Below are 16,418 nucleotides of genomic sequence, written 5' to 3' on the forward strand. Positions count from 1 at the left end.
CCTTATGCCGGTTCGGCCACGGGTTGCATGAGGTCGCGCACGTCGGTCAGCCGGCCGGTGACGGCGGCGGCGGCGGCCATGGCGGGGCTCATCAGGTGGGTGCGCCCGCCGCGGCCCTGGCGACCTTCGAAGTTCCGGTTCGACGTTGCCGCGCAGCGTTCGCCCGGGGCCAGCTGGTCGGGGTTCATCGCCAGGCACATGGAGCAGCCGGCCATCCGCCATTCGAACCCGGCGTCGCGGAAGATGTCGGCCAAGCCTTCTTCCTCGGCCTGCGCGCGGACCAGGCCCGAGCCCGGCACGACCATGGCGCGCTTCACGGCGATCTTCTTGCCCTTCAGGATCTCGGCCGCGGCGCGCAAGTCCTCGATCCGGCCATTGGTGCAGGACCCGATGAAGACCGTGTCGATCTCGATCTGGTTCAGCGGCGTGCCGGCGGTCAGGCCCATGTATTGCAACGCGCGCTTGGCCGCGTCGACCTTGCCGCCCTGGAAGCTTTCCGGCGCGGGGACCTCGGCGGTGATGGGCAGCACGTCCTCGGGCGAGGTGCCCCAGGTGACCACGGGCGCGATGTCCTCGCCGCGGATGGTGATGACCTTGTCCCAATGGGCGTCGTCGTCGGACTTGAGCGTTTTCCACCAGTTCAGCGCGGCTTCCCATTGCGCGCCCTTCGGCGCGTGGGGGCGGCCCTGCACGTAGGCGAAGGTCTTCTCGTCCGGCGCGATCAGGCCGGCGCGGGCGCCACCCTCGATCGCCATGTTGCAGACCGTCATGCGGCCTTCCATGGACAGGTCGCGGATCGCCTCGCCGCAATACTCGATGACATAGCCGGTGCCGCCGGCGGTGCCGGTGCGACCGATGACGGACAGGGTGATGTCCTTGGCCGTGACGCCGGGCGCGAGCTTGCCCGTGATCTCGACCTTCATGTTCTTGGACTTCTGCTGGATCAGCGTCTGGGTGGCCAGCACGTGCTCGACCTCGGAGGTGCCGATGCCGTGCGCGAGCGCGCCGAAGGCGCCGTGGGTCGCGGTGTGGCTGTCGCCGCAGACGACGGTCATGCCGGGCAGGGTCCAGCCCTGTTCCGGCCCGATGATGTGCACGATGCCCTGCCGCACGTCGCTGACGGGGTAGTAGTGAATGCCGAAATCCTTGGCGTTCTTGTCCAGCGCCTCGACCTGGATGCGGCTCTCGGGGTTCTCGATCCCCTTTTCGCGGCCCTCGGTCGTGGGCACGTTGTGGTCGGGAACGGCGATGGTCTGGCCCGGGGCGCGCACGGTGCGGCCAGCCAGGCGCAGGCCTTCGAAGGCTTGCGGGCTGGTCACCTCGTGGACCAGGTGGCGGTCGATATAAAGCAGGCTGGTGCCGTCCTCGGCCTCGTGGACCAGGTGGGCGTCCCAGATCTTGTCGTAAAGCGTCTTGCCGGACATGGCGTGTCCTCTGATTGGCGAATGTCTGTGGGTGGGTGCGGACGGGGCGCAGCCCTATAGGCGCGCCAGCACCGTCCGGGTGGCACCGAAAAAGCGTTCGCGCAGGCGGGTGCGGTCGCAAAGGTCGAAGACTCGGGTCATGCGCGCGGGTTTATCCCAAGCCATGCGGCAAATAAAGCACCTCGCGCCCGGCTGGCTTGTCTTGTGATCAGGGCCTCGCCATTCTGCCCTGATGGAACAGGAATTCACGGCGCTCAGGACCGCCTTCGTCGAGCTTTGGGACCTTGCCCAGCTGCAGTTTCAGAACTTGCTGCTGCCCTCGCGCCTGTGGCAGATCGCCATCATCGTGGGCCTGGTGGTCGCCGCCTGGACGTTGAACGCCTGGTGCAAGCCGCGCATGCACGAATGGATGCGCGGGCTCGAGGGGCGGCCGAAATGGCAGCTGCGGCTTCTGCTGACGGTGAACAAGCGCCTGAAGCTGATCTTTTTCGTGGTTCTGATCTGGCTCGCCGTGTGGACGGTCCGCGCCTACACGCCGTTCCCGTCGCGCAGCTATATCCTGGCGCTGGCGGGGTCGCTGTCGCTGGCCTGGCTGGGGGTGGTCTTCGCCACGCGGCTGGTGCGCAACCCGGCCCTGCGGGTGGTCGTGCGCTGGGGCCTGTGGATCTACGTCACGCTCTACCTGCTGGGCGTCACCGAGGAGGTCGGCGCGGCGCTGGACGGTATCGCCTTCGGCTTCGGGGATTTCCGTCTGAGCCTGCTGACCCTGCTGAAGGCCGCCGTCCTGGTCAGCGTGCTGATGGTCGGCGCGCGGCTGGTGGCGACAAGCTCGGCCGAGCAGATCCGCCGCAACGAAAGCATCAGCCCGTCCATGCGGGTGCTGATGGTCAAGGTCCTGCAAATCCTGCTCTACGGCGCGGCGTTCTTCGTCGCGCTGAAGGTCGTGGGCGTGGACCTGACCGGCCTCGCGGTGCTGTCGGGCGCCATCGGCGTCGGGCTGGGCTTCGGCCTGCAGAAGGTGGTGTCGAACCTCGTCTCGGGCGTCATCATCCTGCTGGACAAGTCGATCAAGCCCGGCGACGTGATCTCGTTGGGCGAGACGTTCGGCTGGATCAACACGCTGGGCGCGCGCTACGCCTCGATCACGACCCGCGACGGCAAGGAATACCTGATCCCGAACGAGGACCTGATCACCGGGCAAGTGGTGAACTGGTCGCATTCGAACAATTTCGTCCGGCTCGATATCTATTTCGGCACGGCCTACGGCGACGACCCGCACAAGGTCCGCAAGATCGCGATCGAGTCGGCGTCCGAGGTCGACCGCGTGCTGACCACGCGCCCGCCCGTGTGCCATATCGTGGGCTTCGGCGACAGCTCGGTCGACTATATCCTGCGGTTCTGGATCACCGATCCGACCCAGGGCCTGACCAATATCCGCGGCAACGTCTACCTGGCGCTGTGGGACGCGTTCCAGAAGCACGGCATCTCGATCCCGTTCCCGCAGCGCGAGGTGAAGGTGCTGAACGACACGGTGTCGGTGGAGACGCGGGCGCTGGACTGACGGGCGTCTCGCAAGTCGCCTGCGGGGTGTTCGAGTATTTGAGGACCAGTGATGGCATCGCCAGATCGGTGCCTGCCTCTCCTTTTGCGTTCGTTCCGAATTCGGGAGCCGCGCCGGCCGGTGCCGAAGCCCCGGGGTATTTCCGGACCAGTGATGGGTCAGGGCCGGGCGCGACAGGCTAGCGACTTGCAAGGGGGCGGCGCGGGGGCCATCTTCCGGTCATGTCCTGGCTCACACGTATCGCCGAACGCCTGATCGAAGCCTCCCGCGACGCGGGGGACCTGTCGCAGCTCGAGGGGGAGGGCGCGCGCCTCGCCATCGAGGAAAGCGGGCTCGACCCGATGGAAGAGGCTGGCATGAAGGTCATGAAGTCCGAAGGCGTCGTTCCGCCCGAGGTCACGCTCTACCAGCGGGCGTCGCAGCAGCGCGCGGCCCTGGCCGCCGCCACGACCGAGGCCGAACGCCGCGCGGCCATGTCGGCCCTGTCCGAGACGCAGATGCGCCTGGCCATGATGTCCGAGCGGCGGCGCGGGCTGCGCTATTGATCCGGCGCGCCGGGCGCTAGGTTGCCGGCCATGGACTGGATGCTTTTCCTCATCTTCCTCGTGGGCTGCGGCGCGGCCGCCACCACGGGTGCCATGTTCCAGCCGGGGCAGTGGTACGACGCGCTGGCCAAGCCGCGCTGGACGCCGCCCGACTGGGTGTTTCCGGTCACGTGGACGGTGCTGTACCTTTGCATCGCCGCTGCCGCCGCACGGGTCGTGGTGCTGGACGGCAATGCCTACGCCATGGCGTTCTTCGCGGTGCAGCTGGCGTTCAACGTGCTGTGGACGCCGATCTTCTTCGGGCTGCACCGGATGAAGGCGGCGTTGCTGGTGATCGTCCTGCTCTGGGCGTCGGTGGCGGCGACGCTCTGGCATTTCTGGCAGCTCGACTGGATCGCCGGCCTGCTGTTCGTGCCCTACCTGATCTGGGTCAGCATCGCGACGGCGCTGAACTTCGAGGTCTGGCGCCTGAACCGGCACAACGCTCTCAGGACCTGAACCGCCAGCCCGCGCGGCGCGGGACCCGCACCGCCAGCATTGGCATCAGCCAGGGTCCCCGGAACCGGTCGAGGTCCAGCGCCTCGTGCACGCCGGTACTGCGTTCGCCCTCCACCACCGTTTCCACGGCCGAGCGCGTGTAGAACGGCGCGTCGAGCATCGGCAGCACCTGGCGCGGCGCCTGGCCGGCATCGCAGCGCGTTTCGCGGCGCACGGCCCAGAGCGACCGGGGCAGGCGCGCGCGGGGCGGGCGCGCATCCATCTCGGCCACCGACCCGTCCGCGCCGATCTTAAGGGCCGTGGCCCCGTGACTGCCGTCGCGCAGCACCGCGTCGTAGAAGCAGGCGGCGCCGTCCTTCAACGGGTAGCGGCCCCAGGTCCAGTAGCTGAAATCGGCCTCGAGCGCCCGGGTGCCGAAATTGGCGTCGAAATAGCCGTGGCCCGACCACTGCCCGCGTTTGCCCAGGTCGACCTCGACCCGGCCCGAGGGCGCGAACGGGCGCCACACGTGGGCGCCGTCGGGGGTCAGCGCCAGTTCGACGCCCGTGACCGCGTCGGGGGTCAGCGTGATCGTCCCGCGCACCCGGCTGACCCGCGGAAGCGAACTGACCTCGTCCACGGTGATGACCAGCTTGCCGTCGGTCCAGCGCATGGACGAGGGCCCGACCTCGAAAGTATCGGGCGACTGGCGCAGCGCGGCCCGGCCCCGGTCGGTCATGGTGAAGCGGCCGCCGGGACCGTAGGTGGCCACGTTGATGCAGCAATGGTTTGCCGGATCGCGCCGCCCCGACCAGCGATACCAGGGCGAGAAGACCGAGCCGATGAAGCCGATCACCGACAGCGCGCGCGTCCCGTCATCGCTGAGCGCGTCCATGTACCACCAGGCATAGCCGTCGGGCGGAACCTCTAGGTCGAAATTCGGTCGCTCAGAATCGTCTCGGCCGCGTGCCGACCGGAGAGCGTCGCCATCGGCACCCCGGCCCCCGGATGCGCCCCGCCCCCCGCCAGGTAGAGACCCGGCACCCGGCTGCGCGCCGTCGGTCGCGCGAAGGCCGCCATCATCCCCTCGGGGGATCGCCCGTAAAGGGCACCGCCGCTGCCCGGAAACAGGCTTTCGAACCCGGCCGGCGTCGTCAGTGCCTCGGGCCCCGGCGACGGATCGAAGCTCAGCCCGCGGTCCTTCAGCGTTTGAAACGTCCTTCGGTGACATTCTTCGAACTCCTGTTCCGGGCTGTCGGGCGCGGCGTTCACGATGATCTCGAACCGCTCGGGCGCGGGCGGCGCGGCGCCCGTCCCGCGGTCCTGCGCGCAGACATAGAGGGTAGGGTCGCGGGGCGGCGCGCCGCGGGCGATGGCGTCGAACTCGGTGCGCGGGTCGCGTCCGAAGAAGACGTTGTGATGGACCAGGTCGCGACCGTGGGGCGTGGCGGCGAAGGACCAGACCTCGGCCGACAGGCTGCGCGGGGCGACGGCCTCGGGTGCGACGGCGTCCAGTACGCCGGTGCCCAGGTGCCCGTGGGCCAGCGCGCGCGGGTCGCCGTTGAAGACGACCGCGTCGCAGTCGAAGCGTTCGCCGTTTCTCAGCGTCACGCCCCGGATGCGTCCGCCGGACACGTCGATCTGGGCGACCTCGGCGTCATAGTGCAGCGCGACACCCTGATTTCGGGCCAGGTCCTCGATCGCTTGGGCCAGCGCGTGCATCCCGCCTTCGACGCGCCAGACGCCGGCGGCCTCGGCCTGCCAGACCAGCGACAGGAGCGCGGGCGCGGCGTAGGGCGACCCGCCGACATAGGTGGCGTAGCGCCCGAAAAGCTGCCGCAGCCGGGGGTCGCTGAAATCGCGTGCCAGCCGCGCGGCGAGGCTCAGACCCGGCGCCATCGCCCCGATCAGGCGCGGGTTGCGCATGACCAGCCCGGTGACGGCCGCGCGATCGGGCACGGCGGTTTCGATCATCGGCGTCTCGAACGCGTCATAGAGCGCGCGGGTTCGGGTGCAGAAGGCGCGGAACTGCCCTGCCGCCCGGGCGCCCGCGAAGGCGCCGACGGCCTCGGCGCTCTGTTCCAGATCGGCGTGCAGGTCCAGCTGGCTGCCATCGGGCCAGAAGTGCCGCGCCAAAAGCGGCTCGGGCACCAGCGTCACGTGGTCGTCCAGCCGCGCGCCGAGATCCTCGAACAAGGCGTCGAACACGTGGCGCAGGGTCAGAACCGTGGGCCCGGCGTCGACCGGCCCGGCGTCCGAGGGCACCTGCCGCATCTTGCCGCCCGGCGTTCCGGCCCGTTCCAGCAGGGTGACGGCGTGCCCGGCACGGGCCAGCCGGGCGGCGGCCGCGAGGCCGCCCATGCCGGCGCCGATGACGATGATGCGAGCGGATGCCATGTCCGAAACTTGACTCGGTTCCGCGCATGTGTCCAGATAAGTTGACAGTTTGGGGCATGGATTCATGTCTCGAAATCCTGACAAGATCGGAGCCGTCATGCCGCTCACCGCCCGTATCGAAGCCGCCATTGCCGGGGCCGTGGCCACGGGGCAGGGCGGCGATGCGCCGTCGCGCCTGTCGTCCGCGCTGAACTATGCGACCGCGCCCGGCGGGGCCCGGATCCGGCCGACGATCCTGACCAGCGTCGCCATGGCCTGCGGTGACGACAGGCCCGCGCTGACCGACGCGGCCGCCGCCGCGCTGGAGCTCATTCACTGCGCGAGCCTCGTCCATGACGACATGCCGTGCTTCGACGATGCCGACACGCGGCGCGGCAAGGCATCGGTGCACCGCGCGTATTCCGAGCCGCTGGCCCTTCTGACCGGCGACAGCCTGATCGTCATGGCGTTCGACACGCTGGCGCGGGCCGCGGCCGACGCGCCGCTGCGTGGGATCGGCCTGATCCGGCTTCTGTCCACGCGCACCGGGATGCCGCACGGCATCTGCGCCGGGCAGGGATGGGAGAGCGAGGCGCGCATCGACCTCAGGGCCTACCACCGCGCCAAGACCGGTGCGCTGTTCATCGCCGCGACGCAGATGGGCGCGCTGGCCGCCGGGGAAGAGCCCGAGCCGTGGGAAGAGCTTGGCGCCCGCATCGGCGAGGCGTTCCAGGTGGCCGACGACCTGCGCGACGCGGTGATGGATGCCGGCACCTGCGGCAAGCCCGTGGGTCAGGACGACCTGCACGGCCGCCCGAACGCAGTGGCGGAACTGGGCGTCGAAGGGGCCATCGCGCGGCTCGAGGACATCCTGGGTGGTGCGATCGCGTCGATCCCGTCCTGCCCGGGCGAGGCCGCGCTGGCGGCCCTCGTGCGCCGTTACGCCGACAAGCTGGTGCCGCTGACCCAAACCGCGCAGGCGCGCTGAGCCCGTGGGACCGCAGGCCGACCCGCGCCGCGCCCGTGGCTGACCTGCCCTTGCCCGAAAGCCCCCGCCGCGGCTGGTTTGCGCCCGGATGGCGCAACCGGCTGATAGCCTCGCGCCCGTTCCAGCGCTGGGCGGCGCGCTTTCCGCTTACGCGGTCGCATGTCAGGAACGAAGGCAGCGCGATCTTCGACCTGGTCGCAGGGTTCGCCACCAGCCAGGCCCTGCGCGCGCTGATCGAGCTGCGCGTCCTGCACCTGCTGCGCGACGAGCCGCTGACCGCAGGGGACGCGGCGGCGCGCCTGTCGCTGCCGCCGCGCCGCGCCGAGGTCCTGCTGCGCGCCGGCGTGGCCATGGGGTTGTTGCGGCTGCGGCGCGGACGGTTCGTCACCGCCGCCCGTGGGGCCGCGCTGTTGGGCGTGCCGGGGCTGGAGGACATGATCCGCCATCATGACGTGCTCTACCGCGATCTCTCGGACCCCACGGCGTTCTTCCGGGGCGATACCGAGCCCGAGCTGGCATCCTTCTGGCCCTATGTCTTCGGCGCAGGCGGCGATGTCAGCCCCGAGGACAGCGCGCGCTATTCCCGTCTGATGGCCGACAGCCAGGGCTTGGTGGCCGAGGATACACTCTCGCAGGTGGACCTGTCCGGTATCCGCTGCCTGATGGATGTCGGCGGCGGCACGGGGGTGTTCCTCAGCCACGTGGCCCGCCGCGCACCCGACCTGGAACTGATGCTCTTCGATCTTCCCCCGGTGCTGGAGGCGGCACGGGAATCATTGAGTCGGCAGGGCCTGTCGCAGCGGGTCGCCCTGCACCCCGGCAGCTTCAAGACCGACTCGCTTCCCGGGGGCGCGGATGCCATTTCGCTGGTGCGGGTGCTTTACGATCACGACGATTCGCAGGTGGCCGACCTGTTGTCGAAGGTGCACGCCGCGCTGCCGTCCGGGGGGCGGCTGATCGTGTCCGAGCCGATGACCGGGGGCGACCGGCCCCACGTGGCCGGCGACGTGTATTTCGCCCTCTATTGCATGGCGATGCGGACGGGGCGGGCGCGCTCGGGCGCCGAGATCGGGGCACTGATGGGGGCCGCCGATTTCGTGAAGATCCGGCCGGGCCGCGCCCATCGTCCCTTCGTCACGAGCACGATCACCGCACACCGTCTCTGAAGAAACTGTCTAATTTATTTGACAGTCTTGAGTGTAAAGATACACTGACAGTCCAAGAGGTGTGGTCAATTCAGGCCGCAGTTTCAGGAAGACCGGGAGGGGTCAACTTGATCGACACCGCCGCCATCATCCTAGAGGGACCGCAGGCCATTGGCCTTGGCAGCATCCCCATTTGCGACCCGCAGGACGGTGACGTGGTGGTGGATATCGACTGGTCCGGGATCTCGACCGGGACCGAAAAACTCTTCTTCACGGGCAAGATGCCCCCGTTCCCGGGTATGGGATACCCGCTGGTCCCCGGATACGAATCGGTGGGCCACGTGGTCGAGGCGCGGCCCGGATCGGGCCTGCGCGCCGGTCAGGCCGTGTTCGTGCCCGGGGCCAACTGCTTCGGCGCGATTCGCGGGCTTTTCGGTGGTGCCGCGCGGCGAATCGTGACCGGCGCCGACCGCGTGACCCCGATCGACGAGTCGCTGGGGGCCGACGGGGCGCTTCTGGCGCTGGCCGCCACGGCGCGGCACGCGCTGGCGGGGCTTCGCACCGAACTGCCCGAGCTGATCGTGGGTCACGGCACCCTGGGCCGTCTGCTGGCACGCCTGACCATCGCCGCGGGCGGATGCCCGACGGTCTGGGAAATCGACGTAAGCCGCCGCGATGGCGCATCGGACTATCCGGTCATCGACCCGGCCGAGGATGCCCGCCGCGACTACACCACGATCTATGACGCCACCGGCCGCGCGGACCTGCTGCCCGAGCTGATCGGCCGCATCGCCAAGGGCGGCGAGATCGTCCTTGCCGGGTTCTACACCGACCCTATCAGCTTCGCCTTTCCGCCCGCCTTCATGAAGGAAGCGCGGCTCCGCGTCGCGGCGGAATGGACGCCCGACGACATGCAGGTGACGCACCGGCTGGTGCGCTCGGGCGCGCTGTCGCTGGACAGTCTCATCACCCACAGGCGCCCGGCGGCCGATGCCGTCCGCGCCTACCCGCAGGCCTTCGACGACCCGGCCTGCCTGAAAATGATACTCGACTGGAAGGACGTGGCATGAGCCTCGACGACGTTCCGAACCTCAAGAGCTATGACGCCAAGCTGAAGGACGAGGCGGCCGAGCCCACGCTGGAAGTGCCGCAGGCCGAGCCGACCTCGAAAACCCAGATCATCGCGATCTACGGCAAGGGCGGGATCGGCAAGTCGTTCACGCTGGCCAACCTGAGCCACATGATGGCCGAGCAGGGCAAGCGCGTGCTGCTGATCGGCTGCGACCCGAAATCGGACACCACGTCGCTGCTGTTCGGCGGCAAGGCCTGCCCGACGATCATCGAGACGTCGACCAAGAAGAAACTGGCCGGCGAGGAAGTGAAGATCGGCGATGTCTGCTTCAAGCGCGGCGGCGTCTTCGCCATGGAACTGGGCGGCCCCGAGGTCGGCCGCGGCTGCGGTGGGCGCGGCATCATCCACGGCTTCGAGCTGCTGGAGAAGCTGGGCTTCCACGACTGGGATTTCGACTACGTCCTGCTGGACTTCCTTGGCGACGTGGTCTGCGGCGGCTTCGGTCTGCCCATCGCGCGGGACATGGCGCAGAAGGTGATCCTGGTCGGGTCCAACGATCTCCAGTCGCTTTACGTCGCCAACAACGTCTGCTCGGCGGTGGAGTATTTCCGCAGGCTGGGCGGCAATGTGGGCGTCGCGGGGCTGGTCATCAACAAGGATGACGGCTCGGGCGAGGCGCAGGCCTTTGCCAAGGCGGTGGACATCCCCGTGCTGGCCGCGATCCCGCAGGACGATGACCTGCGCAAGAAATCCGCGAACTACCAGATCGTCGGCACCGACAAGTCGCCCTGGGGCGGCCTGTTCGCCGAGCTGGCCGAGGCCGTGAGCGGCGCGCCCGGCTGTCGCCCGGCGCCCTTGGACCAGGACGGTCTGCTGGCCCTTTTCGACAGCAAGGACACCGGCGGCGACGTGGTGCTGGAGCCCGCGACCGACGCGGATATGCGCGGCAAGAAGGGCGCGGTGAAGCCGTCGCTCGAGGTGATCTACGACGAGGTCTGACGGCCGCCGGCCGGGGGCCAGCCCCCGGACCCCCGAGGTACTTGAAGAAAGATGAAGACAGTTTGACGGACCAGAAAGTGACATATGACCGGTCGGACGAGGTCGAGGTGAGCGAGGGCACCGCACGCGGTGACGTGCCGGCCCTGGCCGTCGATCCCGGCGCGGGCGATGGCATGGGCTGTCACGCCGGTGCCGCCACGATGGAGGCCGCCGCGCGCGAGGCCGGGGCCAGCGACCTGCTGGACGGGTTCGCCGCCGACTATCCCAAGGGCCCCCACGACAAGCCGCAGAGCATGTGCCCCGCCTTCGGATCGCTGCGCGTGGGGCTGCGGATGCGCCGGGTCGCCACCGTGCTGTCGGGCTCGGCCTGCTGCGTCTACGGGCTGAGCTTCGTGAGCCATTTCTACGGCGCGCGGCGATCGGTGGGCTATGTGCCGTTCAACTCGGAGAGCCTGGTCACCGGCAAGCTGTTCGAGGATATCCGCGAGAGCGTTCACGAGATGGCCGACCCGGACCGCTATGACGCGATCGTGGTCACCAACCTCTGCGTGCCGACCGCCTCGGGCGTGCCGCTGCGCCTGTTGCCGAAAGAGATCAACGGCGTCCGCATCATCGGGATTGACGTGCCCGGTTTTGGCGTGCCCACCCATGCCGAGGCGAAGGATGTGCTGGCCGGCGCCATGCTGGACTATGCCCGGGCCGAGGTCGTGGCGGGGCCGGTGCCCGCGCCAGCGACGGGCCGCGACGACCGGCCGACCGTAACGCTTCTGGGCGAGATGTTCCCGGCCGATCCGATGATGATCGGCGCGATGCTGGCCCCCATGGGCCTGGCCGCCGGACCCGTCGTGCCCTGCCGCGAGTGGCGCGAGCTTTACGCCGCGCTGGATTGTGGCGCGGTGGCCGCGGTGCACCCGTTCTACACCGCCGCGATGCGGTCGTTCGAGGCCGCCGGCCGCCCCATCGTGGGCAGCGCACCGGTGGGCCACGACGGCACCGCCCGATGGCTGGCGTCCATCGGCGACGCTTTCGGTCTGCCCGCCGACCGGGTGGCCGCTGCGCAGAACGCTTTCCTGCCCGCGATCAAGGCGGCGCTGCAGGGCGCGCGGATCGACGGAACCATCACCCTGTCGGGCTACGAGGGCAGCGAGCTTCTGGTCGCGCGCCTGCTGATCGAGAGCGGCGCGCGGGTGCCGTATGTCGGCACCGCCTGCGCAAAGACGGAACAAAGCCGCCAGGACCGCGAATGGCTCGAGGCGCATGGCGCGACGGTGAAATTCCGCGCCTCGCTCGAGGATGATCTCGCGGCGATGGAGGCGGTGCAGCCGGATCTCGCCATCGGCACGACGCCCGTGGTCCAGAAAGGCAAGGAGCTGGGGATCCCCTCGCTTTACTTCACCAACCTGATTTCGGCGCGGCCCCTCATGGGTCCCGCCGGCGCCGGGTCGCTGGCGCAGGTGGTGAATGCCGCCATGGGCAACCGCGACCGCATGGCGACGATGAAGGCCTTCTTCGAGGGCGTGGGCGGCGGCGACACGGCCGGCGTCTGGGAAGGCACGCCGAATATCCGCGAGGATTTCCGCGCCCAGAATCTCAAGAAGCTGGAGAAACAGGCCCGCGCCCGCAAGGCGGAGCAGATGATATGACGCAAGATCCGCTTTTCATGTCGCGCGTCCATCGCACCCGGATCGGGGGGGCTGTCCCATGCTGATCCAGGACCATGACCGCGCGGGGGGCTACTGGGGGGCCGTTTATGCCTTCTGCGCCGTGAAGGGATTGCAGGTGGTGATCGACGGCCCGGTGGGCTGCGAGAACCTGCCGGTCACCTCGGTGCTGCACTATACTGACGCGCTGCCCCCGCATGAATTGCCCATCGTCGTCACCGGCCTTGGCGAGGACGAGATGGGATCGGGCACGGAAGACAGCATGAAGCGGGCGTGGGATACGCTCGACCCGGCGCTTCCTGCGGTGGTCGTCACCGGCTCGATCGCCGAGATGATCGGCGGCGGCGTCACGCCCCAGGGCACCAACATCCAGCGGTTCCTGCCCCGCACCATCGACGAGGACCAGTGGGAAGCCGCCGACCGCGCGATGACGTGGCTGTTTACCGAATTCGGCCAGACCAAGGGCCGGATGCCTCCCGAGAGGAAGCGCGAAGAGGGCGCCAAGCCGCGGGTCAACATCCTCGGGCCCATGTACGGCACCTTCAACATGCCCTCGGACCTGGCCGAGATCCGGCGCCTGGTCGAAGGCATCGGCGCCGAGGTCAACATGGTCATGCCCTTGGGCGCGCACCTGGCCGAGATGCGCAACCTGGTGAACGCGGACGTCAATATCTGCATGTATCGAGAGTTCGGGCGCGGGCTGTGCGAGGCGCTGGACAAGCCCTACCTGCAGGCGCCGGTCGGCGTGGACAGCACGACCCGGTTCCTGCGCTCGCTCGGCGATCTGCTGGGGCTGGACCCCGAGCCCTTCATCGAGCGCGAGAAGCATTCGACCCTGAAGCCCGTCTGGGACCTGTGGCGGTCGGTGACGCAGGATTTCTTCGCCACGGCCGAGTTCGGCATCGTGGCGGGCGAAACCTACGCCCGCGGGATCCGCAATTACCTGGAAAACGACCTGGGCTTTCCCTGTGCCTTCGCGGTGGCGCGGGTCGCGGGCAAGAAGACCGACAATGACGACGTGCGCGCGATGATCCACCAGAAGCGGCCGCTAGTCGTGATGGGGTCGATCAACGAGAAGATGTACATGGCCGAGATGAAGGCGGGCCACGGACCGGCCCCGGCTTTCATCCCCGCAAGCTTCCCCGGCGCCGCCATCCGGCGGGCGACCGGCACGCCCTTCATGGGCTACGCGGGCGCGACCTACCTGCTGCAGGAGGTCTGCAACGGGCTGTTCGACGCGCTGTTCCACATCCTGCCCCTGGGCAGCGAGATGGACGCGGCCGAGGCGACGCCCGCCACGCTGAAGCACGATTTCCCATGGGACCCGGACGCGCAGGCCGAGCTTGACCGCATCGTCGCCGAACACCCGGTCCTGACCCGCATTTCCGCCGCCCGAACCCTCCGCGACGCCGCCGAACGCGCGGCGCTGAAGCAGGGGTCCGACCGGGTGAAGCGCGAAACCGTCGCGGCGCTGTCGCCCGCGGCCAAGAGATCCAACACGGAGGACGCCACATGAGCGACATGACCACCCAGCTGAGCGCGGCCGCGCCGCCGAAGAAGGCGAACGCGCGGGCCGAGTTCTACGCCTATTTCGCGCTGATCTTCGCGGCGACCCTGCCCCTGGCGATCCTGACCTGGGCGCTGACGGCCGCGCGGCAGATGACCCTGCCCGAGAAGGGCCCCATCGCGCGGGCCTGGAGCCAGGCGCGCATCATCACACCGATGATCTTCTCGGCGTGACGGAACGATCCCGCGCCCGGTCCTGATCCGGGGCGGAACCACAGAATTCCTCCGGTCGCGTGCGGCCGGGTGAAGTCCGGAAATCTCCGGAACCCGGCCGCGGGGTCCCGCGGCGTCAGCTTGACGATCCTAAGGAGAGTTAAATGGCTGATAGAACCGACCTGTCGTTCACAGGTCTTACCGACGAGCAGGCGCAGGAATTGCACTCTGTCTACATGAGCGGGCTCTGGCTGTTCTCGGCCGTTGCCGTCGTCGCTCATCTGGCGGTGTTCATCTGGCGTCCCTGGTTCTGAGGAAGGACTGAGACATGGCACAATTCTACAAAATCTGGCTGGTGTTCGACCCGCGTCGCGTTTTCGTGGCGCAGGGCGTGTTCCTGTTCCTGCTGGCGGCGATGATCCATCTCGTCCTGCTCAGCACGGACCGGTACAACTGGTTCGAACAGTCCGCTGCCAAGTACGGCACCGGCGCTGTCGAGGCTGCCGAGTAAGGCCCGGCCCCACATCAACGATGCGGGGCGGCGCCGGCCGTCGCCCCCATCAACCCGACAAGGACCAAGACGGCCCGCCAGGCGGACGCCGCCAAAAAACGGAGTAAGAAGATGGCATTGCTCAGCTTCGAACGAAAATATCGCGTGCCGGGCGGCACGCTCATCGGCGGCGACCTGTTCGATTTCTGGGTCGGGCCATTCTTCGTGGGATTCTTCGGCGTGGTGGGGACGTTCTTCATCGGGCTGGGAACGATCCTGATTTTCTATACCGCCGCGATCCAGGGGGTGTGGAACCCCTGGCTGATCTCGGTGAACCCGCCGCCGATCTCCTACGGGCTCGGCGCCGCGCCTTTGCAAATGGGCGGGCTCTGGCAGATCATCACCATCTGCGCGCATGGCGCCTTCATCTGCTGGGCGCTGCGCGAGGTCGAGATCTGCCGCAAGCTGGGCATCAGCTATCACGTGCCTGTCGCCTTCGGTTTCGCGATCCTGGCGTATTTCACGCTGCAGGTGATCCGGCCCGTCCTGATGGGCGCCTGGGGTCATGCCTTTCCCTACGGCATCTGGAGCCACCTCGATTGGGTGAGCTACACCGGCTATCTCTACGGCAACTTCCACTACAACCCGGCGCACATGGTTGCGGTGACGTTCTTCTTCACCACCTGCCTGGCGCTGGCGCTGCATGGCTCGCTGATCCTGTCGGCCTCGAACCCCGAGAAGGGCAAGGTCATGCGCAACCCCGAGCACGAAGACACCTTCTTCCGTGACTTCATCGGCTATTCGATCGGGCCGCTCGGCATCCACCGGCTGGGCACGCTGCTGGCGATCAATGCGGGCCTGTGGAGCGCGATCTGCATCGTAATCTCGGGGACCATCTGGTTCGACCAGTGGGTCGCCTGGTGGGATTGGTATCTGAACCTGCCCTGGTGGGCCGACCTGTAAGGAGACCTGGATATGCCAGAGTATCAAAACATCTTCACACAAGTGCAGGTCCAGGGCCCGCCCGAGATGGGCATGGTCGAGGACGCCGACCTGCGCGACCGCACCAAGGGTGCGAGCTTTTCCCAGCTGCTGGGCTGGTTCGGCAATGCGCAACTTGGGCCGATCTACCTGGGACCCTTCGGCGTGGTGTCGTTCATCACCGGCGGCCTGTGGTTCTTCCTGGTGGGCATCAGCTTCTGGGTGCAGGTCGATTTCTCACCCGGGCTGTTCTTCCGCGACCTGTTCTACCTGGCGCTCGAGCCGCCGGCGCCTGAATACGGTCTGGGCATCGCGCCCCTGTGGGAAGGCGGCCTGTGGCTGATCGCGTCCTTTTTCCTGCTGATCGCGGTCATGTCCTGGCTGATCCGGTCCTGGGTTCTGGCCAACCAGCTGGGCATGGGCAAGCACGTGTTCTGGGCCTTTTCCAGCGCGGTCTGGCTGTTCCTGGTGCTGGGCCTCATCCGCCCGATCCTCATGGGATCGTGGTCCGAGGCGGTGCCCTACGGCATCTTCCCGCACCTGGACTGGACGAACCTGTTCTCGCTCAGCTACGGCAACCTGTTCTACAACCCGTTCCACGCGCTTTCGATCGTGTTCCTTTACGGCTCGGCCCTGCTGTTCGCCATGCATGGCGGCACGATCCTGGCCGTCAGCCGCTACGGCGGCGACCGCGAGCTCGAGCAGATCGCCGACCGGGGCACGGCATCCGAACGGGCGGGCCTGTTCTGGCGCTGGACCATGGGCTTCAACGCCACGATGGAGGGGATCCACCGCTGGGCCTGGTGGTTCGCGGTCCTGACCACGCTCACGGGCGGGATCGGCATCCTTCTGACCGGCACGGTCGTGGATAACTGGTTCATCTGGGCGCAGGAGCACGGCTACGGCGCGGCACAGAACTACGTCCCCGCCCGCACGCCGGAAGAGTTCATGATCTACAGCCCCTATCAGGAGTGATCGAG

At 68.2% G+C, this 16,418-nt stretch carries 17 protein-coding genes; 14 read left to right on the plus strand and 3 right to left on the minus strand.

The window, feature by feature from the left end; translation table 11 throughout:
• Positions 1 to 2: 2 nt before the first annotated feature.
• Entirely contained in the window at positions 3 to 1,424 is a 1,422-nt protein-coding gene (leuC, locus tag BUB76_RS04190) for a 3-isopropylmalate dehydratase large subunit (protein ID WP_073127065.1), read from the minus strand.
• Positions 1,425 to 1,656: 232 nt separating this feature from the next.
• Here leuC and BUB76_RS04195 point away from each other — a divergent pair, with 232 nt between their 5' ends.
• From BUB76_RS04195 to tspO, 3 genes are all read left to right on the plus strand, one after another.
• Complete coding sequence (locus BUB76_RS04195; protein WP_073127067.1) at positions 1,657 to 2,985, plus strand: mechanosensitive ion channel family protein; 1,329 nt, start codon at positions 1,657 to 1,659, stop codon at positions 2,983 to 2,985.
• A 221-nt stretch (positions 2,986 to 3,206) separates the two neighbouring features.
• On the plus strand, positions 3,207 to 3,530 hold the full coding sequence (locus tag BUB76_RS04200) for a DnaJ family domain-containing protein (RefSeq protein WP_073127069.1): 324 nt from the start codon (positions 3,207 to 3,209) through the stop codon (positions 3,528 to 3,530).
• A gap of 30 nt (positions 3,531 to 3,560) precedes the next feature.
• Positions 3,561 to 4,028: a tryptophan-rich sensory protein TspO gene (gene tspO, locus BUB76_RS04205; RefSeq protein ID WP_073127071.1), complete on the plus strand. Its 468-nt coding sequence runs from the start codon at positions 3,561 to 3,563 to the stop codon at positions 4,026 to 4,028.
• On the opposite strand, the gene crtC is transcribed toward tspO, so the two are convergent.
• Positions 4,018 to 4,902: a carotenoid 1,2-hydratase gene (crtC, locus tag BUB76_RS04210; protein WP_073127073.1), complete on the minus strand. Its 885-nt coding sequence runs from the start codon at positions 4,900 to 4,902 to the stop codon at positions 4,018 to 4,020. The two genes, tspO and crtC, sit on opposite strands and share 11 nt — an antisense overlap.
• A gap of 32 nt (positions 4,903 to 4,934) precedes the next feature.
• On the minus strand, positions 4,935 to 6,404 hold the full coding sequence (gene crtD, locus BUB76_RS04215; RefSeq protein ID WP_073127075.1) for a 1-hydroxycarotenoid 3,4-desaturase CrtD: 1,470 nt from the start codon (positions 6,402 to 6,404) through the stop codon (positions 4,935 to 4,937).
• A gap of 97 nt (positions 6,405 to 6,501) precedes the next feature.
• Here crtD and BUB76_RS04220 point away from each other — a divergent pair, with 97 nt between their 5' ends.
• From BUB76_RS04220 to pufM, 11 genes are all read left to right on the plus strand, one after another.
• Complete coding sequence (locus BUB76_RS04220) at positions 6,502 to 7,371, plus strand: polyprenyl synthetase family protein (RefSeq protein ID WP_073127077.1); 870 nt, start codon at positions 6,502 to 6,504, stop codon at positions 7,369 to 7,371.
• A gap of 44 nt (positions 7,372 to 7,415) precedes the next feature.
• The gene (locus BUB76_RS04225) at positions 7,416 to 8,537 is read left to right on the plus strand and encodes a methyltransferase (RefSeq protein ID WP_073127535.1); all 1,122 of its coding nucleotides are present in this window, start codon (positions 7,416 to 7,418) and stop codon (positions 8,535 to 8,537) included.
• 110 nt (positions 8,538 to 8,647) lie between these two features.
• Positions 8,648 to 9,586, plus strand: a complete 939-nt coding sequence (bchC, locus tag BUB76_RS04230) for a chlorophyll synthesis pathway protein BchC (protein WP_073127537.1) — start codon at positions 8,648 to 8,650, stop codon at positions 9,584 to 9,586.
• A complete protein-coding gene (locus BUB76_RS04235) occupies positions 9,583 to 10,587 on the plus strand; it encodes a chlorophyllide a reductase iron protein subunit X (RefSeq protein WP_073127079.1) in 1,005 nt (334 codons plus the stop codon). Before bchC ends, BUB76_RS04235 begins: the two co-directional genes overlap by 4 nt.
• Positions 10,588 to 10,760: 173 nt before the next feature.
• Positions 10,761 to 12,230, plus strand: a complete 1,470-nt coding sequence (gene bchY, locus BUB76_RS04240) for a chlorophyllide a reductase subunit Y (protein ID WP_139250783.1) — start codon at positions 10,761 to 10,763, stop codon at positions 12,228 to 12,230.
• Between the two features lie 58 nt (positions 12,231 to 12,288).
• Positions 12,289 to 13,764, plus strand: coding sequence for a chlorophyllide a reductase subunit Z (gene bchZ, locus BUB76_RS04245; protein ID WP_073127081.1), 1,476 nt, complete (start codon positions 12,289 to 12,291; stop codon positions 13,762 to 13,764).
• Positions 13,761 to 13,988, plus strand: a complete 228-nt coding sequence (gene pufQ, locus BUB76_RS04250) for a cytochrome PufQ (protein ID WP_073127083.1) — start codon at positions 13,761 to 13,763, stop codon at positions 13,986 to 13,988. Before bchZ ends, pufQ begins: the two co-directional genes overlap by 4 nt.
• 143 nt (positions 13,989 to 14,131) lie before the next feature.
• Positions 14,132 to 14,281 carry a light-harvesting antenna LH1, beta subunit gene (pufB, locus tag BUB76_RS04255; protein WP_073127086.1) on the plus strand — a complete coding sequence of 50 codons (150 nt, stop codon included), beginning with the start codon at positions 14,132 to 14,134 and terminating at the stop codon, positions 14,279 to 14,281.
• Positions 14,282 to 14,295: 14 nt separating this feature from the next.
• Positions 14,296 to 14,478, plus strand: coding sequence for a light-harvesting antenna LH1, alpha subunit (pufA, locus tag BUB76_RS04260; protein WP_073127088.1), 183 nt, complete (start codon positions 14,296 to 14,298; stop codon positions 14,476 to 14,478).
• Positions 14,479 to 14,589: 111 nt separating this feature from the next.
• Positions 14,590 to 15,420 carry a photosynthetic reaction center subunit L gene (pufL, locus tag BUB76_RS04265; RefSeq protein ID WP_073127091.1) on the plus strand — a complete coding sequence of 277 codons (831 nt, stop codon included), beginning with the start codon at positions 14,590 to 14,592 and terminating at the stop codon, positions 15,418 to 15,420.
• A gap of 12 nt (positions 15,421 to 15,432) precedes the next feature.
• Positions 15,433 to 16,413, plus strand: coding sequence for a photosynthetic reaction center subunit M (gene pufM, locus BUB76_RS04270; RefSeq protein WP_073127093.1), 981 nt, complete (start codon positions 15,433 to 15,435; stop codon positions 16,411 to 16,413).
• Positions 16,414 to 16,418: the final 5 nt, after the last annotated feature.

It is taken from the genome of Palleronia salina (genome assembly GCF_900141995.1).
In the GTDB taxonomy this organism is placed as follows: Bacteria; Pseudomonadota; Alphaproteobacteria; order Rhodobacterales; family Rhodobacteraceae; genus Palleronia; species Palleronia salina.